Origin of the sequence: Lentzea tibetensis (assembly GCF_007845675.1) — a bacterium.
GTDB lineage: Bacteria > Actinomycetota > Actinomycetes > Mycobacteriales > Pseudonocardiaceae > Lentzea > Lentzea tibetensis.
Genome location: NZ_VOBR01000008.1, coordinates 171751 through 192978 on the forward strand (window position 1 = coordinate 171751; position 21228 = coordinate 192978).

The following is a 21228-nucleotide window of genomic DNA, read 5'->3' on the forward strand; positions in this document are numbered from 1 at the left end:
AGGAACTCGGCACGCTCGCACGGGCACGGGTCGGCGTGCCGACTTGCAGCAGCGATCAGCTCTTCTGCTTCAGCGGCCGAGCTCCGAGCTCGTCGGCGAGCAGTTTGAGCATCACCTCTTCGGGGTCCTGGCGAGGTGTGTCGTCGTCCGGGTCGACCGGGCGCGCCGCCTCGGCGAGCATCGCCTCTTCGTCTTCTGGCTCCGGCGGGAGGGGGTCGTCGGGCTCGGGCGGCTCCGGGGGCGGCGGTACGTCGTCCGCCGCGGGGCGCGACGGCGGCGCTTGCCGCTGTTGCTCGGGAGCTCGGCTGGCTTGGCTCGGCCTGGTCGGCGCGGGCCTGGCCTGCTTCGGTGGCGGTGCGGGCTGGCCCGCCGCGCCCGGCTGGCCGTGCACGCACCGCACCTGCCAGGTGCCGCCGAGCACCGCGCCCAGCGCGTTCGCGATGGCCTCGGTGTTGCGCGGCTCTGCCAGCCTGCGGGCCAGTGGGGCCGACGTGTGGGTGATCGTCACCGTGTTGCCGTCGACCTCGGTGACCGTCGCGTTCGTGAGCATCGCCTCGGTGCTGCGGCTCGCGCCTCGCACCGCGGACAGCAGTTCGGACCAGACGCGCCGCACCGCAGTCGCGTCCATGGCGCCTGTTCCGCTCGCCACTGCGGGCTCGGCCACCTCGGGGACATCGGCAGGCTCGGGATCACTGGGCTCGGCAGCAGCGGGCGCCGAATCAGGCGCGGTCGGAACTTGGCCGGGTGTGGCGGGCTGAGGCCATCCGGCCTCAGCGGGCGGTGCGGCTTGCGGTGCCGAAACCGCGGGCGGCCGTGGCGGAGGCGGCACGGCAGCAGCCGGTGCCTGAGCCGGCGCACTCGGCGCCTCGGCCGGCACGACCTGCGCCGGTGCGGCTTGCGGCGGTGCGGCTTGCGGCGGTGCGGCTTGCGGCGGTGCGGCTTGCGGCGGTGCGGCTTGCCGCTGAGGCGCGGGTGGCTGGGCCGGCTGAGGAGCCGCGGGGGACTGCTGCGACTTGCGCTGGAACACCGGAGCGCCGGCATCACCACCGCCTGCCTCACCCACCGCAGCGGGCGGGCGCCGTTCCAGCTGCTCCAGGCGCTGCAACAACGCGGCCTCGGACTGGCTCACCGAAGGCAGCAGCATCCGCGAGACGAGCAGTTCCAGCAGCAACCGGGCAGCCGTGGCACCGCGCATGTCGACGAGCCCGGTGTGCACGATCTCCGCGTACCTGGTCAGCGCGGCCGGACCGATGCGCTCGGCCTGCGCGGACATCGTCGCGAGCTCGTCCGCCGGCGCCGAGACGAGGTTGCGCTCGGCGGCGTCCGGCACCGCGCACAGCAGCACCAGGTCGCGCAGGCGGTCGAGCAGGTCGGATGCGAAGCGGCGCGGGTCGTGGCCCGCTTCGACGAGCCGGTCGATCGTGCCGAACACGGCGGCTCCGTCACCTGCGGCGAGGCCGTCGACGACGTCGTTGATCAGGGCCGAGTCGGTGACGCCGAGCAGCGTCACGGCGCGGTCGTACTTCACCCCGTCGGGTCCGGCGCCGGCGAGCAGCTGGTCCAGTACGGACTGCGTGTCGCGCGCCGACCCGCCGCCCGCGCGGATGACCAGCGGGAACACCGCCTGCTCGACGGTGACGCCCTCGGCGGCGCAGTTGCGTTCGAGCAGGGTGCGCATGACGCCGGGCGGGATGAGCCGGAACGGGTAGTGGTGCGTGCGCGAGCGGATGGTCGGCAGCACCTTGTCCGGCTCGGTCGTGGCGAAGATGAAGATCAGGTGCTCCGGCGGCTCTTCCACGATCTTCAGCAGGGCGTTGAAGCCCTGCGTGGTGACCATGTGCGCCTCGTCGATGATGAACACCCGGTAGCGGGCCTCGGCGGGCGCGTAGAACGCCTTGTCGCGCAGCTCGCGGGCATCGTCGACACCACCGTGCGACGCCGCGTCGAGCTCGACCACGTCGACGCTGCCCGGCCCGTTGGGCGCCAGGCCGATGCACGAGTTGCACTCGCCGCACGGGTCGGGCGTCGGGCCCTTCACGCAGTTGAGCGACCGCGCCAGGATGCGCGCGCTGGACGTCTTGCCGCAGCCTCGCGGCCCGGAGAAGAGGTAGGCGTGATTGACCCGGCCTGCGGACAGAGCGACCCGCAACGGCTCGGTCACGTGCTCCTGACCGACGACCTCGGCGAAGGTTGCCGGACGGTACTTGCGATACAGAGCGAGCGCCACGACCGAGACAGTACCGGTGGGCACCGACAGTTCTGACTGACGCTGGTGGCGACCGCCACGGAGACGAAAGGGGACCCCGTGCACCCACCAGAGCCCGCTTATCCTTGCTGCCTTCCGGCCCTGGGGAGGTTCGCGAGATGTGTGCCGCACGAGGTCCGCTTCGAGTGTAGCTGGCTGCGTCAGGCGGCCGCTGAGGCACCCCATGAGCCGGCGCCGTACCGGATGCTCGCGCGCAGGGCGGGAGTCGCGCCCTCGCAGTGCTGTTCGACGTCAGCCGACAGAGCCGCGACCGAGCCGTCCGGCTTGAACCTGATCTCGTGGATGGTGAACGTCCCGTTCAGCTGGTTGCAGCCCCGCCCGTTGCCGCTGACGTCGAGACCCGGCGCCCCGTCGTTGAACGGCCAGCGCCGCGCACCGGTGTAGGTGCCCGCCGCCAGCGCGGCGCCCGGAGGCGCGGCCAGGTCCACGCTCCAGTCGTCCCGCAGCCCGGAGACCCGGAACGTCACGTGCGCGCTGGTGCCGGTCAGCCCGAAGATCGTGGTCGACCCGCTGTACGCCTTGGACTTCCCCGCACCGATGTAGTCGCCCTGATCGCTGGTGAACCGGTACGACAGCGGCAGCGCCTGGTAGCGCAGCGTCCCGCGGAGCGCGGGCGCGGTCGCCGACTCGCAGCGCTGCAGGAACGTCGCCTCGAGCAGGCTCAGCGAGCCGGACGCGTCGAAGGCGATCTGGTCGATGGCGAACTCGCCGTAGACCTCGTTGCAGCCCCGGTGGTCACCGGACACGTCGAGCCCCGGCGCGCGTCCCTCGCGGAACGCGGAGCGCTCGGCGTCGTAGTACTTGCCGGGGTGCAGGTTCTCGCCCCTGGGCGGGGCGAGCTCGGCGCTCCAGCCTCCCGTGCCGACGTTCACGAACACTCGGACTCCGCCGCCGTTGCCCGAGTACGTGATGCTCGTCGCGGGAGCTTCGTAGGAAAGCGACTGTCCCTGGCCGACCCAGTCGCCCTTCTCGCTGACGAACGAGAAGGACGTGAGCGGCTGGGTGGTGGCGGTCTCCGCGGCCGCCGTGCCGGTGGCGGCGAGCGGCAGGAACAGGCCCGCGGCTACCGCCGTGACTAACAAGGTGGTCTTGCGGCGCTCATGGCGCATGGACGACTCCCCAGTCTTGGAGCGGCGCCCCTCGCCGCCCCTCGACAGACTTCCTACGGGGTGGCGCTGTCGTCTCGCTCACGCGCACCCACCACCCGTTTTGGGAACGAAGTGCACCCTCCGTTAGACTCGGCGACGGAGGATTCGCATAGTGGCCTAGTGCGCACGACTGGAAATCGTGTTGGGTTAACCCCCTCACGGGTTCAAATCCCGTATCCTCCGCTGACCAAAGCCTCGGATGCTCCGGCATCCGGGGCTTTGTCGCATTAACGTGGGTTCCATGCTCGCTGAAGATCTGATGCTGCTCCTGATCGACGAGACCGACGGCCGCGTGCTCGCCGGTTCCACCGAAGTCGAGAACGCGCTCGCGGGCGCGGTGCTGCTCGACCTCGTCAACGGAGGCCACGTCGGCTTCGGGCCGGACGGCAGGAAACTCCAGGCGCTCAGCGGGTCCGGCGACCCGTTCCTCCACCAGGCGCTGTCCAGGTTGGACAAACCGTCCAAGCCGCAGCGAGCGGTGGAACGGTTGCGCCGCAACGTCCGCAACGACGTGATGCAGCGCCTCGCCGACCGCGGCGTGCTCCGTCTGGAGAAGAAGAAGGTGCTCGGGCTCTTCCCGACGACCAGCTGGGTGATCATCGACCCCGGCCCCAGCGCGACGGTGCGCAACGAGGTCGGCGCGGTGCTGCAGGGGCGTGCGGAACCGGACGCGCGGACGGGCGCGCTCATCTCGTTGGTGTACGCGGTGAAGTCGGTGCACAAGGTCGTCGCAGGCGACCGCAGGGAGCTGAACGCCCGCGCCAAGACGATCAGTCAGGGCAACTGGGCGGGTGCGGCCGTGAAGGGTGCCCTCGAGGCGGTGCAGGCCGCGGTGATGGCCGGGATCACGGCCAGCGTCTCCGCCGCGACGATGTCCGCGGGGTCGTCGGGGTCGAGCTAGCGCCGATACCGTTGACGCATGCCACAGATCACGGTCGACTACTCCCCCGAACTGAGCCGGTCGTTCGACCGCAGGGGGTTCGCGCTCGCGCTGCACAAGGCCGCCGGGCCGGTCGTGGGCAGCGAGCCCGCCCACTTCAAGACCCGTTTCCGGCCGATCGACGAGTGCGTGATCGGTGAGGACACCGGCGGCGCGGCGATGGTGCACGTCCGCGTGGGCCTGCTCACCGGGCGCACCACCGAGGCCAAGCAGCAACTCGGCGCGGTGGTGCTGGAACAGGCCGGGCAGAGCATCACGCCCGTACCCGGCCTGTCGGTCTCGGTCACCGTCGAGGTGTTCGACATGGATCGCGAGACCTACCAGCGAACCTCGGTCTAGCCGCGCAGGCAGTCGAGGATGTCCTCGATGGCGAAGAGGACCTCGTCGGCCTGAGCGTTGCCGGTGCTCGGGCGGGCGCGCACGATCTGCGGGTCGTGGTCGCTCGCCTGGTCGGAGAACTCGGCGTTGATGTGCACGACGTCGTAGCCGAACCGGGTGATGTTCTTGCTGATCAGGATGTGGTCGAGCACCTGGGCGTTGCCCTCGAACACGTAGCTGTACCGCTCGTTCACGGGCAGCGTCTCGATCAGCGCCTTCATCGCGCCGTCGGCGGTGAACGTCTTCACCGCGGGTGAGAACTGGTAGTCGTTCAGGTCGCCGGCGAGGACGACGTTCGCGCCCTTGTCGATCGCCTTCACCTGGTCGACGAACCCGCGCAGCGTCGCGGCCTGCTTGGCGCGCTGGATCTCCGAGCTGCGGTTCGGCTGCTGGAAGCGGCCGTGGATCGCCTGGTCGCCGCCCTTGGAGTTGAAGTGGTTCGCGACCACGAACACCGTGCGGCCGCGGAACTTGAACTCACCGGCGAGCGGCTTGCGGCTGTTCTCCCACGCGACGTTCGCAGGCTCGATGCGGCCCGGCGAGACGGACAGCGCGGCGCGGCCGTTCTTCTTCACCACGTTGACCGGGGTCACCGAGTCGCCGCCCGGACGGTCCACGAAGGACACCCGGTTGGCGTTGAACAGGAACGCGACCCGGATGTTGCCGCCGGGCTCGCCGCCGTCCTGCAGGTTGACCGGGTCGATCTGCCGCCAGCCGTAGCGCGGGCCGCCCGCGGCGACGATCGCGTCAACGAACTTCTGCAGCGTCTGGTCGGCCGCGACGGTGCCGTCGTTCGTGGCGCCGTTGTTGTCCTGGATCTCTTCCAGCACAACGACATCGGGGCTGCGCAGGTTGTTCACGACGGCGGCCGCGAGCCGGTCGAACTTGGCCTGCGGGTTGGTCGGCGCGAGGTTCTCGACGTTGTACGTCGCGACGGACAGCTCGCTGTTGCGGCTCTGCGGCGTGACCTCGGGCTGGAGGTTGCTCGAGACGTGCTGGCCGAGCTGCAGCGCGGCGAGCGTGTAGCCGCCGAAGTTCGTGTACTCGATCGCGCCGGTGGTGGCGCCGCTGAACACGTCACCGACGTTCGACGCCGGCAGCGGCGTGGCCTTCACCTTGAGCCGGCCGCTGTTCGGCTGGTCGTACCCGGTGTAGACGGTGCCGCCGCGCGCGGCCTTGTTCTGGTCGGGGTTGACCGTGATCCAGGCTTCGCCGAACGCGTTGCTCGGGCCGACGACGCGCGCGTTGTCGACGCGGACCAGCGTGCCCTCGAGGGACTCGTAGTAGTCCAGGCCGTACTTGGCGGGCTCCAGCGGCAGCGCCTCGATGCTGGCGCCACCGGCCTCCGGCAGGTAGCCGGTCGGGATGTTCGCGAGCACGACCGGCGCGGGCACGGCGTTGCCCTTGGACAGCGTCGTGACCGTCGGGAAGGTGATCTCGGTCAGCGTCTGGTTCGAGCCGGTGTCGCCGCCGGGCCGGTACTCGGCGACGGTGCCCGTCACGAGCACGGAGTCGCCGACCTCGACGGTCGGGGCCGTGCCGGCGGTGTAGACGAAGACGCCCTCGCTGGTGCGCGGGTCGGCGTCGGCCTGGGTGGTGTCCTGGATCCAGAAGCCGCGGTCGCCGGTCGCGCGCGTGCCGGTGACGACACCGGGGACGTTGGTGACCTTCTGGCCGAGCAGCGGCGAGACGCGCGTGAAGCCCTGGACGTCGTGGATGCGCTTGTCACCGGGCGTGGGGTCGGGATCGGGGTCGGGCGGCGTGCCGACGCCCTCGCCCTTCGAGTTCACCGGGTTCGGCGCGGCGAGCTTGAAGTCCGTCGCGTTGTCGTCGGTGTCGGCGAAGTCGGTCGAGCGGAACGCGCTCGTGGCCGGCGTGAGCGCCGCGGTGGGGTTGCCCTCGCGCACGACGGCACCGCCGTAGCCGATGAGGTCCTTGATGCGCGCGTCGGCTGCGCAGTCGGCGACCGTCTTGCATGTCAGCGCGGTGGCACCGTTGACCAGCGCGATCGTGCCCGCGGTACCGCTCATCGCGATGGTCCCGGTCGCGTCAGGGGTCGGCAGGTCGACCGTGCCGCCCGCGCCCTTCGACTCGGCGACGAGGAAGGTCTTGCCGGGCGCGATCGCACCGGTGAGGGGCGTCACCTGCCACGTGGTGGTGGCGCCGGGGTTCGCGGAGATGTACTGCACGCTCCAGCCGGTCAGGTCGACCGGCGCCGGTCCCTTGTTGGCGAGCTCGACGAAGTCCGACTTGAGCGTGGCCCCGTTGTTGCCGCCCGCGCCGTAGACCTCGGCGATCACGGCGTCTGCGCTGGGTGCGGCGATGGCGGGTGCGGCGGCGGCCAGTAAGACGGCGGCGGTGGCCAGTCCGGCTCTGGGCAGGGAAGGTCTCAACTCGTCCTCCGAGGATTGCGGCGTCGCCGAATCCTTCCCCGATCGAGTGAGGTTTGGAAGACGTTGTTACTAACGGTTAACCACCTGGCCAGGCAAAGATCACTCGAACAAGTGTTCGAGCATGGGGTATGCTGTCCGACAAGGAGCGCCGGCCGGTGGTCCCCTCCCAGGCATCGGCCGGCCTCCCTGGTCTTTCCCTAGGGTGGGGGCATGCTGAGCTTCGAGCGCTACCGCACGGAGATCGTCACCCAGTCCGAGCTGCTGGCATCGGCCATCGCCGACAGGGATCTTTCCGCCCCCGTTCCCTCCTGTCCCGGCTGGACGGTGAACCAGCTGGTCAGGCACCTCGGCGGGGGTCAGCGATGGGCTGCCGAGGTGGTCCGCACCAGGGCCTCCGCACCGCCGTCCGACGCCCACTTCCGCGAGCTCTCCGGGTACGTGGACGAGGACCCTGCGGAGCTGGCGTCGTGGCTGGTCGAGGGCGCCGACGAACTGGCGGACGCACTGCGCGAAGCGGGTCCGGACGCGCAGATGTGGGCTCCGCTACCCGTGGACCGACCGGCGCTGTTCTTCGCCCGCCGCTTCACCCACGAGACCGTCGTGCACCGCGCTGACGGCACCCTGCCGCTGGGCGTCGAGTTCACCGTGTCCACGGACGTGGGACTCGACACGCTCGCGGAGTGGATGGAGCTCGAGGCCCTGCCGATCATGTTCGAGTTCAAGCCGGAGAAGCGCGAGCTGCTGGCGCCGGGCCGGACGATCCACCTGCACGCGACGGACGCGCCCGCCGAGTGGGTGGTCGATCTCACCGGCGAGCTGATCGTGTGCCGGGAAGGGCACGAGAAGTGCTCGGTGGCGATGCGCGGGCCGCTGGTCGACCTGCTGCTCGTGCTCTACGGACGGCGTGACGTCTCCGCTGTTGAGGTGCTCGGTGACGCGGAGCTGCTGGACTACTGGCTGAAGCGGGTCACGTTCGGCTGAGGAACGGGGCCACGGCGGACCAGAACTCGTCCGGCTTGGCGCTGTGCACGCGATGCCCGGCGTCCTGGACGGTCACCAGCAGGCAGTCGGCGATGGCCTCGCTCATCCGCGCGAGCGCGTCGACCGAGACGTGGCTGCTCGGACCGCCGCTGACGAGCAACGTCGGTGTGGTGATCGCGTTGAGCCGTTCCCACCAGCCGGCGTCAGGGCTCCTGAGCTCGGTCATGATCGGCTCGATCAGGCGCCAGTCGAACGGCAGCGGCTCGGACGGTTCGGCCACCGGTGCCAGCGGTTCCTGCGGTGGCCTCTCGGGCGGAGGCGGGGTGTCCTCGACGACCAGCCGCCGCACGCGTCCGGGCTCCCGTTGAGCGAGGAGAACGGCGACTCTCCCGCCCATCGAATGACCCACCACGTCCGCCTGCTCGACACCATGGTCGTCGAGGAAGCCGAGCACGTCGTCGCACATCAGCTCCAGCGAGTACTTCTCCGCCCAGGAGCTCTGCCCATGTCCCCGCAGATCCACGGCGAGGACATGGCGGCCATGAGCGGCCAGTCGGGCTGCGAAGTCGTCCCAGGTGCCTGCGGTGCTGCCCAACGCGTGGAGCAGCACGACCGGGATGTCGCCACGTGTTCCGGCCTCACGGAAAGCGATCACGGAGCGAAGCGTATGAGGTGCCGCAGCGCCATGTCCGGCAAAACGTCAAGAGCCCCGGCTACCGAGGTAACCGGGGCTCTGAGCAGCGGTGGCGGTGGGATTTGAACCCACGGAGGGTTGCCCCTCACACGCTTTCGAGGTCTGCGATCCATCGTCCGGCAAGCATCGCCGAGATGCGTTCGCGCAGTTCAGAGGGTATGTCTGCGATCGAGCTGACCGCCCGCGAACGGTGCTGAACGGTGCTGGACACACCATGAATGAGACGACGTATGAGACGACCTCCACCATGCAGGCTCGCGCCCCAGCCGAGCGGAGCTTCTGCCGCGAAGGGGGTCTGAGCAGGCAGAAACGTCGGCGACGGAGCTCTCATCGCAGCACGGTGCAGCCACACAGGACGTGGCGCACGTCAAATCATCAAATCAACAAAAGGTTGATGTAGATTTGCCATGTGGACGCCATCGAGCTTGGGCTGCTCGTCGCTGACCTGCGGACCGAGGGCAGCGACCTAGCCGAGGTTGAAGTCAAGCGCGCGGCCGGAGGGTTCCCGGAGAACCTAGCCCCAACCCTGTCCGCCTTCGGGAACACCCCCGGAGGCGGCCTCATCATCTTCGGTCTTGATGAGCACTCTGGCTTCGAAGCACGGGGCGTGTACGACGTCGCTGCCTGCCAGCAAGCCATCGCGGCGGCAGCGCGCAACGCCGTCACCCCGCCATTGACCATCGCAACAACCAGTGTGACTTTTGAAGATGCACAGATCGTAGTTGCTGAAGTTGGTGAGCTCCCCAGTACAAGCAAGCCTTGCCGTGCTCGCTCCACCAATCGTGCTTACCTCCGCTCATACGATGGCGACTACCCAATCTCCGAACTTGAAGAACAGGCATTCTTGGCAAGTCGCGAGACACCCCGATTCGATCAGCAGGAAGTACCCGAAGCATCGATACATGACCTAGACGATGACTTGGTAAATTCCTATGTATCCTCCTGCCACTCAACCTCTACGGCCCTTCAGCGATTCCCCCATGACGAACTGTTGTTCCGCACCGGAGTTCTGGTGGGCAATGCCAGGAGGCCGAGCATTGCTGGACTCCTAGCCCTAGGGGCATACCCTCAGCAGTTCTTTCCTAACTTGGTAATCCAAGCGAGCGTCAGCCCAAGCTCCCAAGATCCTGCTGGCACTCGGGCGGTAGACGCCCGCCGGTTCGACGGCCCTATACCTGTCATGCTTGACGAGGCTCTTCGATGGGTAAATAGGAACACCAGGAGTCGCATAAGATTTGGCCGCGACGGCCACGGACGTGACGAACCAGAATATCCTGCAGAGGCAGTACGTGAACTCCTATCGAACGCACTTGTACACCGAGACCTGGGACCGCACGCCCTAGGTGAGGCTATAACCCTACGCCTGGACAATTCGCAACTCGTCCTATCAAATCCAGGTGGATTGTGGGGACTAACCACGGCCCGCCTAGGCCAGACTGGGGTGACGTCAGCACGAAACGGGTTCCTGGTCCGAATCTGCCAGAACGTGCGATATAGCGGGGATCAGCGGGTTGTGGAGGCGCTTGCTACCGGCATTCCAACTGTACTAAGGGCCGTACAAGAAGCAGGAATGGTTCCACCACGGTTCCATGATCAAGGTATTCGTTTCGCAGTGCTAATGCCAAACCATGCACTACTCGCCGAAGATGACCTCCATTGGCTAAGCACTACCACGGACGGCATTCTGCTTAGTGACGTGCAACGTCACGTGCTTGTAGCGATGCGACATGGTGAAACCTGGACGAACAAGACGCTCCGTGATGCTTTTCCTATGGATTCGCGTGACGCAACTCGCACATTCGCTGGCCTTGTAGACGCAGGGCTAGCTCAAGCACGCGGCGAACGGGGCGGCAGAGTATACGAACTCGCAGAGGATTTAGACGACAACATTGTCGAACCGCCCATTAATCTCATCGATGAGGAGTATCTACCCGAAACAACCAGCGCAATTCTAGACGCTCTGCGCGATAACCCCTCGACGATCAGTGAAATCATGGACGTGACAGGTTTGACTTACCGGCAAGTCCAATACGCTCTGGCAAGCATGCGCGAGGCAGGCCGCGTCGTACTTGAAGGAGGGCGCGGAAGGCGCGATAGCCGCTACTCGCTGGCCTAACAATGGATGTGGCGAGGCAATGACGGCTCGGGGAAGTCGAACCGCCCTACTGGCAACGACACGCAAACCAAACCTCGCGCTTTCGCACCGCCGTCGAGGTCAACCAGGCTTACGCACGAGATTCGTGTATCCAACGATGGCGAGAGTGAGCAAGAACCATACAAGGGCCTGAATAAACCAAATAATGGCAGCAAAGAAGGATCCGCGCCCTGTAGCCATATCTATGTCGCAGCGACCTCTCACGCCGGTAGGCCCCAGCGGAAGACCACGATCCAGACCGAGCCCGATGAGCTCTATCGACGAACAAGGGACTCCAGGCCCCGCGCTTGACATTGCCCCTGTGGGAACAGTGCGCTCTGCCACATGGTGCCCCGGCCGGGTTTCCACTTGTCCAGCCCAATAGCCGGTAATGCCCGCCAAAATCAACAATATAAATAGCACCCCAAACGCGCGGCCTGTGCGGTATCCATACCTGATCAGGAAACCCATCATCGCGTGAAATACCCAAGCCGAACTGCTGTAAAAGGTCCGCCTACCAGCTCGCGCTCGCCGGTCACGTTGCTGAGTTATCAGGATATGGGTCGCATTGCCGTCATGACCTGCAGCGCGTTCAACTGAAGCAAGATGTTGAAACGGCTGAGGTTCATACGCAACCGCGTGAAAGCGAATGATATGCAACCAGTCGCGCCAATCACATATGGCCAACGAGGCGAACTTAAGGTCACCAATGCTGACACGAAATCGACCGCCACATTTTTCATCCCGAACGTGACTCAAACATACGACCTTAGCCGGAAAATGGAGGCCCGCTCCTACATATGCGCCCTCTAGCACCAGCGCATGGGTAGCGCCCGCGAGTCTGAAGTCCTTGCCAACAAATTGCCCCCCGATATGCGCTCCAGGCAGGCGAACTGTCCCTCTAGTTCCTGCGCCACGGGCATTCATTCCCATAACTAGGTTCGCACCAACATAGAGGCCGTCAGCGAAGAGCGCCGATCCTTCATCGTTTACCACTTCGACGTCCTCTAGGTCAAGCTGTCCAGTGATTCGCGCACCAGAAAGTCGAATTGCTCCCGTTTTCGAGTTTCCGTGAGCCTTAACTCGCTTAACAACAAAGTGTGTATCCACTCGGAGGCTATCCGCATGCAGAGCTGGCCCAGAGCTGTTAACCGCTTCAATATCAGTTATTTCAACAACGCCACCTACATGTGCGGTAGCAAATCGTACTGCACCAGATCTCCCTTCGCCCTCAAACTTGCAGCGCCTTAGAAATATCTTCCCGCGGACGTCGACCCCCTCGACCTGTAGTGCCACACCTGCATCGTTTATAACCTCGCTGTCTACGAATTCGAACTGGCGGCCGATCTGCGCGCCAGGGAGACGCACAGCACCGTCGGCATCTCGTCCAGAAAATCTCACATCTCGGAAGATCGCGTCAGATCCGACATCAATCCCGTCGGCACAGATGGCCGGACCTGAAAGATTAAATACGCTTGACTCTTTGACTAGCAGCTGACCGCCAATAGCCGCATTAAGGCAGCGGAGCGCGCCATGGGACCCCGAACCAACCAGCTCTAGCTTTTGCAAGTAGAGATTGCTGCCAACGCTCATACCGTCCGCAATAACCGCAGGTCCAGAACTATTCGCCGCTTGAAAGTCATCGAGTGTGAGTTGCCCGCCGATTTTAGCCGTCGGCATTCGAATAGCGCCTTCGTCGCCGACACCACCTATACGGGCCCCACGGAGGAAGACGTCTGCATCAACCTTAATGCTGTCAATAAGTACCGCCGGACCAGCTTGATTACTTGCATTAAGTCCGTCACAAATGAACTGCCCCTTGACGTGACCTAGAATTAGACGTATGGCACCGCCGCTCAGATTTGCGGCCACATACATTTGCTCGAGGTTCAGGTCTTGCTCGATTCGCACACCGTCAGCGTGTATTGAAGCAATACGGCTACCAAGCAGACTCAAGCTGGGCAGAACTGCATACTCCGCCTTAATGTGGTCCACAACTGCGCACTCGACGAGCGCAAAGCCAGTAATGCCACTCACCCGATCAAGGTCCAGCTCACCAACTATCCTCGCCCTCCGCACGCGGACGCCGCGAGGATCAAGCGCACCGTATCGCCCTATCAGGAGATCGCGGATCAACTCAGCTCGGATCTCCACCGCCGGGTTGGCGGATGAGAAAAGCTCGCTCACCTCCTGCGAGCTGCATACCATCTCACTACCGCGCCGGGCCGCCTTGATCAGCTCGCGTTCGTGATCGGTGAGATCAGCGCCAGTGTGCGGTCCATCGTCCGAGGAGTCGTTCATGCCCTCAGTGTCGCTCCCGTGAACCTAACCGCTACACGTGCACCACACCATGCATCGGGATTGCAACGGTTGATGCGGGCTCTGATCCGATAGCACCGCTCGTGCCCGCCGAGGTTCCCAGCTGTTCTGAGAGCCAGCCTCCAATCCTTGTAGAGCATCGGTAACTGCGGTAACTGCGGTAACCACGCAGGTCAGGCGGTTACCTTTGATCATGGGGTTACCGATTGGATCGGTAACCAGCTCCGGTTGGATGCGACAGCCACTGGACCGACAACGGCATAGAACGGCTGAAGCCGGAGGGGGCTGAACCAATCCGTCTCACGCGCATAGGCTCTCGTGAGCACCGCAACCGCTTCACCTGCGGCGACGGTCGCGCCGGCTAGCTACACAGACAGTTCCGCGGTAAGGACCAATACCCAACAGAGTTGCGCGACGCCACGAGGCTATGTGCTCGGGTTACCGATTCAATCGGTAACCGCACCCCGATCGGTACGCCCTCTGACCTGCACGGTTACCGCAGTTACCGCAGTTACTGATTCCTGAGCCCCGCCTACCGCCATCCTGCAGACCGTCGTCAGCGAGCCACGTTCGAGGGGACTTCACCTGTCAGAAACGCCCTGATCTGCTCTGCGGCCACGGCGTAGCAGCGCCGGTTCGTACCCGGAACCGTGCGGGCAGAGTGCGGACTGATGATGGCACCGGTGCAGGACCACAGAGGATGGTCACTTGGCAGAGGCTCAGGGTCTGTCACATCCAACGCAGCACGCAGACGGCCGCTCTGCAGTTCGACCACAAGCGCATCGGTATCGACAATCTGGCCACGGCCAGCATTGACCAGCAGAGCTCCGTCATCCATTGCAGCAAGAAATTTGGCGTCCACAAGCCCCTGCGTATCGTTGGTCAGCGGAGCAGTAATCACCACGACCGCGTGGCCACCAATGAGGCTCGGAAGCTCACTCGGCGCGCAGATACCGTCGCGCGCCGCGCTAGCGACCAGTGTTGAGTCGGCATCAAAAGCAGCAAGCTTCTCAGCCACAGCACTTCCGATATGGCCAGCTCCAACAATGAGTACACGTTTTCCTGCGAGAGTATCAGCGTCGAACCGGCGATGAGCCCACGTATGTTCGTCCTGAAACCGCACCAACGCTGGCCAATGACGCAATTGAGCCAGAATCGCTGACAGCACCCACTCGGACACCGAACTAGCGTGCCCACCTCGCGCGCTCGCCAATGTCACATGATCGGGAACGTACGGCCTCCACTCGTCCACACCAGCAGATAGCAGTTGAACCATACGCAGCTTGGGCATCTGGTCAACCAGCTCATACGGCCGATGACTCCCCCGGTACGGCGGCATCAAAATCTCAGCGGCAAGTTGCAACTCAGTGAGTGTCAAGTCATTCGGATCGTAGGTGACAACCTCAACACCTGGGATGGCAGAAAGATACTTGTGCCCCGCCTTATCATCAGCCTCGCCGCTAACAAGAATCCTTACCGCAGTCACGACCCTTACCGCCCCTCCGTATCGACCCACAGCAACATATCATCCCTGACTTACAACTCGGGAGACAAGATCGCGCGCCTGAGTTTGCAACGGGGCACCAGATGCACTGTTGTCGATCGTCGCATGCGGAACTGGTGGACGAAATCCCACGTCGATCGAGTCGGTATAGCTGTCCCAGTTCTCAAGCTTATAGGAGTCTCGTGCAGCTCCGCGTTGACGGATGTATGTGTGCATCGTGTCCACGTCACAATGAACCCATACGAAGGTAATTTTCGCGTTCATTGCAGCACAGGTGGCCTGCAACCTGTTGAGCCAAGCAACATCCTTGAACTCTTTCATAAAAGGCGCAGTGACGATCGCACTGTTCCCGCACTGCACGTTCTCAGTCATTGCGTGAATTAGAGCCTCATACTCACGTGGGCGAATGCGTGAGACATAATCATCAGACTCGCGATCGTGAGGCGAACAGCCAAGAAGCTCAAGCGCCGCTTCGACTACCGGACGCGTCAAAGTGTCCTTGTCGAGGATTGCCCACCCGGTTTCACGTGCAAGGACGCGACCAAGCTCGGTCTTTCCGCTGCCCGCATAGCCGCCGACGAGGAGGACATGGGGCGATTCCGTGCGCACTTCGGTGTGCTCAGCTTGTTCAGGGGCGTTCACGACTCGTCCTGCACGAGGCTTGGTGACGACCACACCGTCAGCTACGAGCGTCTTCATCGCTTCGTTGATCGTGAACACACTCACGTCAAACCGCTCGGCCAGCTCGCGCGTAGACGGCAACGGCTGGCCGTCACGCAGCACGCCTGCCGCGATCTGGTTGCGGATGTTCTTAGCCACCTGCTGATGCAGGGACTCCGCTCGCGAGACGCGAGGGCTCTTGCCGGGCATGCGACCTCCGGTGCGCTCGTCCTGGCCAGGATCATACCAGTGGCCTAACAGGCGCATATCAGCGTCTGTGCAGGTAGAGGAGGTTTTTGGGAAAGTTTTGCCCATTCAGTTGACCTGTATTCCTAACAACTGTTAGCTTCCTCTCATCGCCGATGTGGCGCCGGACACATGAGAGGGACACCCGATGCACTCGCAGGAAGAGAGTCAGAACTGGTTCAGCCCGGACGGGCTGACCGCTGACGAGATCAGGTGGATGTTCGCCGACAGGCTCGCCGAAGAGGCGCCCCGTCCGACCAGTGCGTTGCTGGACGGTTCGGCTCTGGCGCAGCGGGAGCGGCGCGAGGCCAAGCGGCTGCTCAGCAGCACGGTGCGCGTTCTGCGCGTCCGCAGCATCACCTCCGCACCGACTGGGACGGAGGCCGCCTGATGCTCACGATCACCCACCCTGGCCGCGTTCACCTCGCGCTTGACCTCGCGCACGGTCACGTCGAGGTCCACGTGGAAGACACCCGCAAGCACGCCGAGGTCACGCTCACGCCGATGCTGGACAGCGACACCACGGCCGCGCGGCTCATCGCCGACGCCCTGGTCACCGAGACCGGCGACCAGCTCTCGGTGACGGTGCCCCGCCCGAGCACTCCCTACAGCAGCGCGACCGTGATCCAGCCTGGTCGTGTCGTAGTCCAGACGTTCAGCGGAGTGGTCTTCGGCACCAACATCGTCAACGGCCGCGTGATCAGCGGCACGGACACGGCCGTTGTCCAGACCGGTGGCGGCGTCCGCATCGTTGCTCGCCTGCCGCTCGGCTCCACGCTGGCCGTGGTCTCCGAGACCGCGCCCGTGGTCGCTACCGGACATCTGCGCAGCCTGCGGTTCCACTCCCTGTCCGGTGATCTGACCGCGCACAGCGTCGACAACCTGGACGTCGACACCACGTCCGGTTACGTCAGCGTGGCTTACGCAGGGCTCACCCTCGTGCACAGCGTCTCCGGTGACGTCGAGGTGGGCGAGGCGTTCGACGTCCTGGTGAGCACGACGTCCGGCGACGTCGACGTCGCCGAGCTGGTCAACACCGCACGGGTGCGCACGGTGTCCGGAGACATCTCGGTGCACGCGGTCCAACCATCCAGTGTGGACGCCAACTCGGTGTCCGGGGACATCAGCCTCAACTCGGGTCCTGGTGTGCTGATCACGAGCAGGACCCGCACGGTGTCCGGCCGCGTGCGCAACCGCGCGGGGCGTGCGTGATGGCGGGCAAGACGTTCCCGTGGGTGCGGGCACAGGTGCCGTGGGCTACCGGGTGGCAGTTCACTCGAGGCACGCATGACGGGTTGCCGCTGCTGTCCTACGACTGCGCCCCGCGCGACAAGCTCGCCACGTTCCGGCAGTTACGGGCGAAGGACCTGCGCCCCAACGGAAACGACCCGGTCGCGGTGCTCTACGGACGGCACAACCGGTCCGGCGTGACGTGGTTCGCGTCGCTGTACCTGATCGCGACCGCCGCACCGGTCCGGCCGATGACTCCCGCCAAGTGGACCGCGCTGGCCAAGGCCAACCTCGCGCGCCGGATCTGTGCCGACTGCGGCCACGACCGCCTCTACGTCGTGCCGACCAGCACCCGCCAGTGCTGGACCTGCTTCGAGGCCAGCGAAAACCACGAGATGACGGAGGCCGCGTGATGAACACGCAACGCCGTCTGATCGCCCCGAACCGGCGCACTCCCGCCAAGAAGTCGACGCCGGTCCGGGTCTCCAACACCCATCAGATGAGTCAGGAGATCACCAGCATGTCCGACAGGACAGCACAGGACCAGACGGCCCCCCGGCACAACACTCGGATCGCCGTCGCCGTACTCAGCTTGGTCGTGCTCGTGGCCGGGTGCGGCCCGGCAACCGGTCCAGGCATCGCCCCGCAAGAGACCACCGCCATCCCACCGCGCACTGTGGACGAGGTGTGGGGCGAGAACGTCACCGTCGATGGGCACAACGTCCCGTACTTCTCCGCCAAGTGCGACGCCAACAACGAGCCGTACGACGTCAAGCCCCCGTACGACCTCACCGCCAAGGCCGCTGCGCGCAGGGTCTGCAAAGACGGCGAAGCGGAGGCCGGGCGATGAGCATCGTCGACAAGATCGAGCCGTGGATGCTGGTCGTCCTCGCGCTGAGCGTGCTGGTTCTCATCGCCGCAGTACGCGGCGGGGCCAAGGCCGCGCGGAAGACCCGCGAGGTGTCCCGCATGGGTGGCAACACCGTGCGGACGTTGCTGACCACGGCCGCGATCGGCGGGGCTCAGTGGCTGATCATCGCGAACGCCACCGACCCACGGGTGACCGCTGCCGCTCTGGCCGTGCCCGCGTTCGTCACCGCTGCACTGATCGTGCGGGCTCTCACTGTCACCACCACCGAGCACGCACACACCAAGGGGGGCAAGCGATGACCAGCGCGTATCCGATCGAGATCGACACGCTCACCGAGCGGGTCAAGGCCCGTGCGATCGAGCTGGGTCAGGTCCCCTCCCGCAACAGGATCAAGACCGAGTTCAAGGTGGGCGCACCGAAGGCGAGCGCCGTGCTCGCTGCGCTGGAGGCGGCCGGATTCGACCCCACCCATCGCGACGCGGACGAGGTCGAAAGCCCGCGTCGGCTGCATTCGGTTCCGGCCACTGAGGTCGAGGACGCCGAGACCGTCGCAGTGGTCGACGCGGGTCCGGTCGCGGTGGTCGAGGTCGAGCCGATGACGGCCGCGACCGAGGTCACTGAGGTTGTGGACCCGGTCCCCGCTGTGGTCGATGCGGCCGAGGTTGCCGACGATGTGCCCGCGTCGGCGCCGGTCAAGCGGGTCCGGTCGTGGCCGCTGCTGTTGCTCGCCGCAGGCGCGTTCGTAGCCATCTGGGGCGGCTGGGTGGGGCTGGGTGAGCTGACCGGGTTCGGTCCGATCCGGTTGTTGCCCGGTATCGCGGACGGGTTCGTCATCAACTCCGCGATCACTCTGCCGATCGGTGTCGAGGCCTACGCCGCGTACGCACTGCGGGTCTGGTTGTCCGGTGGCACCCGCTCGGTCAAGGCTCGCCGGTTCGCCCGCTGGTCTGCCATCGGCTCGCTCGTGCTCGGCGCGGCCGGACAGGTCGCCTACCACCTGATGGTCGCGGCCGGCGTCACCTCCGCCCCGTGGTGGATCACCACGTTCGTGTCCTGCCTGCCCGTGGTCGTACTCGGCTGCGGCGCGGCGCTGACTCACCTTCTGCACGACGAGACGGAGGCGCAGCGATGAGCACCCCCACCAAGCTCGGCACGCCCGACCCGGACCGCGACGACTCCGACAACGTCGTACCCCTGCGCCGCACCGTGACCAGCGAAGACACCACCGAGGTCACCGCGGCTTCCACCTCCAGCACCGAGATCGAGCGCAAGGTGTTCGACGGCGAGCTCGTCACGCCGCTGGACAGCGCCGCGCTGGACCGTCGCCTGTCCGCTCAGCGGGTGCGAGATGCGGGCGGTCAGGTCGTGCGGGTCCTCCGCACCTCGGACCAGACGGCGCGGCTGCGCTACCGGGTCAGGCAGTCGCCCCGCGACGCTCGGACGCTGGTCTGGTACTCGCTGCGCGGTCACTGGCGGTTCGTGGTCAAGGGGTGGACCTGGGCCACCTACGGCGACTTGCGTGCCGACGTGCGTGCCGCTCGGCTCGCTGGAGATGTCGAGGCGCGCCGTGCCGCTCAGGAGATGATCCGGGCGGACGCGCATGCCCGGTGGACGCGGCTCGCGATGGTGCTGCGCCGTCTGTTGGTGACGGCCGCCGTGGTCGCGCCGATCGCCCTCGCGCTCGTCATCGCAGGCGCGCTGTTCGAGCGCTCGGAGATGTGGGAGTGGCTCGCCTCGGTCTACGGCGTGCTCGACATCGTCGGCGCGGTACTCAGCACCGTGTGGTCTGTGGCGCTGTTCGTGGTCCCTGCGGGTGTGCTGGTCGCGTCGGTGTTCGAGGGTCGTGACCGCAAGCCCGGTGCGGGTTTCCTCGTGCAGCCCAACAGGGACGACAACGACTCCTATGTGGACGAGCGGATGATCTCGCAGGCGCTGGCGCACCTCGGGGTCGCTCCGCTGGACAAGTTCTTCAAGTCCGGTGGTCAGCTCGTCTACTCGGTCCCGGCCCGTGTGGACGGTGATGGCACCTACGCACAGGTTCGCCTGCCGATGGGTGTCACGGCAGACATGGTTGCGGGGCAACGGAAGAAGCTCGCCGCGAACCTCGGTCGTGCGTCACTGGAGACGTGGCCGACCGAGGGTAGCGAAGACGGCATCCTCGATCTGTGGGTGGCCGACAAGGGCAAGCTCGGTCGCGGCGCTGGTGACTGGCCGCTGTTGCATGACGGTCAGGTGGACCTGTTCGAGGGCGTGCCGTTCGGCCTGACGCAGCGCGGAATGCTGATCAACGCACCGCTGTTCGAGGCGAACTGGTTGGTCGGTGGCCGCCCCGGTCAGGGCAAGTCGGCCGCGTTGCGCACGGCGATGCTCGGTGCCGCGCTCGATCCGACCGCCGAGCTGTGGGCGTTCGTGATGGGTGAGTCGCCGGACTTCGACCCGTTCCGGCCGCGCCTCACGCGCTACGCGATGGGCATGGACGACAGCGTGGCGGAGGCCGCGTTGCAGGCCCTGCGCGACATGCTCGCCGAGATGGAGCGACGCGGAAAGGTGTTGGGGGAGATGGGAACCCCGAAGACCTCGCGCAAACTCGCCGACAAGCGCGGCGTCGGCCTGCACCCGCTGGTCTGCGCGATCGACGAGGTCCACGAGCTGTTCCAGCACCCCACCTACGGTGAGGAAGCGGGCAAGCTCGCTATCCGGCTGATCAAGCGCGGCCGCAAGTACGGCGTGATCCTGCTGTTGGCGACGCAGTCGCCTACCAAGGACTCGATCCCGCGTGAGGTCACCCGCAACATCTCGGTCGGCGTCGCATTCGCTGTCGCCGACCACGTCGCCAACGACGGTCTTCTCGGTGCTGGCAAGTACAAGCAGGGCATCCGCGCGACTGACCTGCGGATGAAGACCGACCGGGGCACGGCCGTCGCGGTTGGACTGACGGACAACGTGTTCGAGCTGGTCCGGGTGTTCTACATCGCGTTCGAGGACGGCCGCGACGACGTCACCCCCGTGATCACGCGGGCGATGCAGCTCATCGCCGACGCGGGACGCGACGTCCCGGTTGCCGACGATGTCGACGCCGCGCCGGAGCTGGTCGACCACCTCGCCGATATCGCGACCGTGCTGCGTGAGGACAAGCGCGTCCGCACTCAGGTGCTGCTCGGTCGGCTCGTCGAACACCGCCCCGACGAGTACGAGGGCTGGACGTTCCAGGACCTCAAGAGCGCGCTCGCCGACGCGGGTGTGGAGGTCGCGAAGTCCAACGGGCACAGCGTCGTGCGCGCGGACGACATCGCCACAGCTATCACCGAGCGTGACGACGTGGCGGCTGATGTCGAGGACTTCGACCGCGACGAGGACGCGGGGAAGTGATCCACGGGAGGTCAGGGAGGCGGGGAAACTTCCCCACCCGCTTCCCTGCCCCCGCTTCCCTGACCTGACCAGCGCGGACAGCCGACAGGGAACCG

General features: G+C 65.8%; 18 protein-coding genes, 1 tRNA gene and 1 other RNA gene. 12 read left to right on the top strand and 8 right to left on the bottom strand.

Annotation, left to right across the window (positions count from 1 at the left end):
- Window positions 1-55: 55 nt before the first annotated feature.
- The 3 genes from FKR81_RS15015 to FKR81_RS15025 all read right to left on the bottom strand — a co-directional run bounded on the left by FKR81_RS15015 (window position 56) and on the right by FKR81_RS15025 (window position 3375).
- Window positions 56-2227 carry a DNA polymerase III subunit gamma and tau gene (locus FKR81_RS15015; RefSeq protein ID WP_146352306.1) on the bottom strand — a complete coding sequence of 724 codons (2172 nt, stop codon included), beginning with the start codon at window positions 2225-2227 and terminating at the stop codon, window positions 56-58.
- Between the two features lie 65 nt (window positions 2228-2292).
- Window positions 2293-2387: signal recognition particle sRNA small type (gene ffs / locus FKR81_RS15020), an RNA gene on the bottom strand.
- Between the two features lie 19 nt (window positions 2388-2406).
- Window positions 2407-3375, bottom strand: coding sequence for a hypothetical protein (locus tag FKR81_RS15025; RefSeq protein WP_146352308.1), 969 nt, complete (start codon window positions 3373-3375; stop codon window positions 2407-2409).
- Window positions 3376-3512: 137 nt separating this feature from the next.
- On the opposite strand from FKR81_RS15025, the gene FKR81_RS15030 reads away from it, so the two are divergent.
- The 3 genes from FKR81_RS15030 to FKR81_RS15040 all read left to right on the top strand — a co-directional run bounded on the left by FKR81_RS15030 (window position 3513) and on the right by FKR81_RS15040 (window position 4693).
- Window positions 3513-3597: transfer RNA gene (locus FKR81_RS15030), tRNA-Ser, on the top strand.
- Between the two features lie 58 nt (window positions 3598-3655).
- Complete coding sequence (locus tag FKR81_RS15035) at window positions 3656-4315, top strand: GOLPH3/VPS74 family protein (RefSeq protein WP_186762981.1); 660 nt, start codon at window positions 3656-3658, stop codon at window positions 4313-4315.
- Window positions 4316-4333: 18 nt separating this feature from the next.
- Window positions 4334-4693 carry a 5-carboxymethyl-2-hydroxymuconate Delta-isomerase gene (locus tag FKR81_RS15040; protein ID WP_146352312.1) on the top strand — a complete coding sequence of 120 codons (360 nt, stop codon included), beginning with the start codon at window positions 4334-4336 and terminating at the stop codon, window positions 4691-4693.
- Here the strand turns inward: FKR81_RS15040 and FKR81_RS15045 are convergent.
- The gene (locus tag FKR81_RS15045) at window positions 4690-7125 is read right to left on the bottom strand and encodes an endonuclease/exonuclease/phosphatase family protein (protein WP_146352314.1); all 2436 of its coding nucleotides are present in this window, start codon (window positions 7123-7125) and stop codon (window positions 4690-4692) included. The genes FKR81_RS15040 and FKR81_RS15045 overlap by 4 nt on opposite strands.
- 210 nt (window positions 7126-7335) lie before the next feature.
- Here FKR81_RS15045 and FKR81_RS15050 point away from each other — a divergent pair, with 210 nt between their 5' ends.
- Window positions 7336-8106 carry a maleylpyruvate isomerase family mycothiol-dependent enzyme gene (locus tag FKR81_RS15050; RefSeq protein WP_146352316.1) on the top strand — a complete coding sequence of 257 codons (771 nt, stop codon included), beginning with the start codon at window positions 7336-7338 and terminating at the stop codon, window positions 8104-8106.
- Here FKR81_RS15050 and FKR81_RS15055 read toward each other — a convergent pair.
- Window positions 8093-8761 (bottom strand): alpha/beta fold hydrolase, encoded by a 669-nt coding sequence (locus FKR81_RS15055; protein ID WP_235921551.1) that lies wholly within the window; start codon window positions 8759-8761, stop codon window positions 8093-8095. The two genes, FKR81_RS15050 and FKR81_RS15055, sit on opposite strands and share 14 nt — an antisense overlap.
- A 448-nt stretch (window positions 8762-9209) precedes the next feature.
- Between FKR81_RS15055 and FKR81_RS15060 the strand changes: the two genes are divergently transcribed.
- Complete coding sequence (locus FKR81_RS15060) at window positions 9210-10916, top strand: ATP-binding protein (RefSeq protein WP_146352318.1); 1707 nt, start codon at window positions 9210-9212, stop codon at window positions 10914-10916.
- A 99-nt stretch (window positions 10917-11015) separates the two neighbouring features.
- On the opposite strand, the gene FKR81_RS15065 is transcribed toward FKR81_RS15060, so the two are convergent.
- The 3 genes from FKR81_RS15065 to FKR81_RS15075 all read right to left on the bottom strand — a co-directional run bounded on the left by FKR81_RS15065 (window position 11016) and on the right by FKR81_RS15075 (window position 15576).
- Window positions 11016-13235: a hypothetical protein gene (locus FKR81_RS15065; protein ID WP_146352320.1), complete on the bottom strand. Its 2220-nt coding sequence runs from the start codon at window positions 13233-13235 to the stop codon at window positions 11016-11018.
- A gap of 574 nt (window positions 13236-13809) precedes the next feature.
- The gene (locus FKR81_RS15070; RefSeq protein ID WP_235921552.1) at window positions 13810-14739 is read right to left on the bottom strand and encodes an NAD(P)-dependent oxidoreductase; all 930 of its coding nucleotides are present in this window, start codon (window positions 14737-14739) and stop codon (window positions 13810-13812) included.
- A gap of 39 nt (window positions 14740-14778) precedes the next feature.
- Window positions 14779-15576, bottom strand: coding sequence for a GntR family transcriptional regulator (locus FKR81_RS15075; RefSeq protein WP_235921553.1), 798 nt, complete (start codon window positions 15574-15576; stop codon window positions 14779-14781).
- 235 nt (window positions 15577-15811) lie between these two features.
- Between FKR81_RS15075 and FKR81_RS15080 the strand changes: the two genes are divergently transcribed.
- Genes FKR81_RS15080 through FKR81_RS15110 form a run of 7 tightly spaced genes read left to right on the top strand, consistent with a single transcriptional unit; the run spans window position 15812 to window position 21133 of the window.
- Entirely contained in the window at window positions 15812-16054 is a 243-nt protein-coding gene (locus FKR81_RS15080; protein ID WP_146352323.1) for a hypothetical protein, read from the top strand.
- On the top strand, window positions 16054-16875 hold the full coding sequence (locus FKR81_RS15085) for a DUF4097 family beta strand repeat-containing protein (RefSeq protein ID WP_146352325.1): 822 nt from the start codon (window positions 16054-16056) through the stop codon (window positions 16873-16875). The genes FKR81_RS15080 and FKR81_RS15085 overlap by 1 nt, the downstream gene beginning before the upstream one ends.
- Entirely contained in the window at window positions 16875-17306 is a 432-nt protein-coding gene (locus FKR81_RS15090) for an RRQRL motif-containing zinc-binding protein (RefSeq protein WP_146352327.1), read from the top strand. The genes FKR81_RS15085 and FKR81_RS15090 overlap by 1 nt, the downstream gene beginning before the upstream one ends.
- Window positions 17306-17743, top strand: coding sequence for a hypothetical protein (locus FKR81_RS15095; protein WP_146352329.1), 438 nt, complete (start codon window positions 17306-17308; stop codon window positions 17741-17743). Before FKR81_RS15090 ends, FKR81_RS15095 begins: the two co-directional genes overlap by 1 nt.
- Window positions 17740-18063 carry a hypothetical protein gene (locus FKR81_RS15100; protein ID WP_146352331.1) on the top strand — a complete coding sequence of 108 codons (324 nt, stop codon included), beginning with the start codon at window positions 17740-17742 and terminating at the stop codon, window positions 18061-18063. Before FKR81_RS15095 ends, FKR81_RS15100 begins: the two co-directional genes overlap by 4 nt.
- Window positions 18060-18896, top strand: coding sequence for an ABC transporter permease (locus tag FKR81_RS15105; RefSeq protein ID WP_146352332.1), 837 nt, complete (start codon window positions 18060-18062; stop codon window positions 18894-18896). The genes FKR81_RS15100 and FKR81_RS15105 overlap by 4 nt, the downstream gene beginning before the upstream one ends.
- Entirely contained in the window at window positions 18893-21133 is a 2241-nt protein-coding gene (locus FKR81_RS15110) for an FtsK/SpoIIIE domain-containing protein (RefSeq protein WP_146352334.1), read from the top strand. Before FKR81_RS15105 ends, FKR81_RS15110 begins: the two co-directional genes overlap by 4 nt.
- Window positions 21134-21228 lie beyond the last annotated feature (95 nt).

Coding starts and splice junctions, on each gene's coding strand:
- FKR81_RS15025 (WP_146352308.1), bottom strand. CDS start 3,375: ATGCGCCATGAGCGCCGCAAGACCACCTTGTTAGTCACGGCGGTAGCC.
- FKR81_RS15035 (WP_186762981.1), top strand. CDS start 3,656: ATGCTCGCTGAAGATCTGATGCTGCTCCTGATCGACGAGACCGACGGC.
- FKR81_RS15040 (WP_146352312.1), top strand. CDS start 4,334: ATGCCACAGATCACGGTCGACTACTCCCCCGAACTGAGCCGGTCGTTC.
- FKR81_RS15050 (WP_146352316.1), top strand. CDS start 7,336: ATGCTGAGCTTCGAGCGCTACCGCACGGAGATCGTCACCCAGTCCGAG.
- FKR81_RS15065 (WP_146352320.1), bottom strand. CDS start 13,235: ATGAACGACTCCTCGGACGATGGACCGCACACTGGCGCTGATCTCACC.
- FKR81_RS15080 (WP_146352323.1), top strand. CDS start 15,812: ATGCACTCGCAGGAAGAGAGTCAGAACTGGTTCAGCCCGGACGGGCTG.
- FKR81_RS15085 (WP_146352325.1), top strand. CDS start 16,054: ATGCTCACGATCACCCACCCTGGCCGCGTTCACCTCGCGCTTGACCTC.
- FKR81_RS15090 (WP_146352327.1), top strand. CDS start 16,875: ATGGCGGGCAAGACGTTCCCGTGGGTGCGGGCACAGGTGCCGTGGGCT.
- FKR81_RS15095 (WP_146352329.1), top strand. CDS start 17,306: ATGAACACGCAACGCCGTCTGATCGCCCCGAACCGGCGCACTCCCGCC.
- FKR81_RS15100 (WP_146352331.1), top strand. CDS start 17,740: ATGAGCATCGTCGACAAGATCGAGCCGTGGATGCTGGTCGTCCTCGCG.
- FKR81_RS15105 (WP_146352332.1), top strand. CDS start 18,060: ATGACCAGCGCGTATCCGATCGAGATCGACACGCTCACCGAGCGGGTC.
- FKR81_RS15110 (WP_146352334.1), top strand. CDS start 18,893: ATGAGCACCCCCACCAAGCTCGGCACGCCCGACCCGGACCGCGACGAC.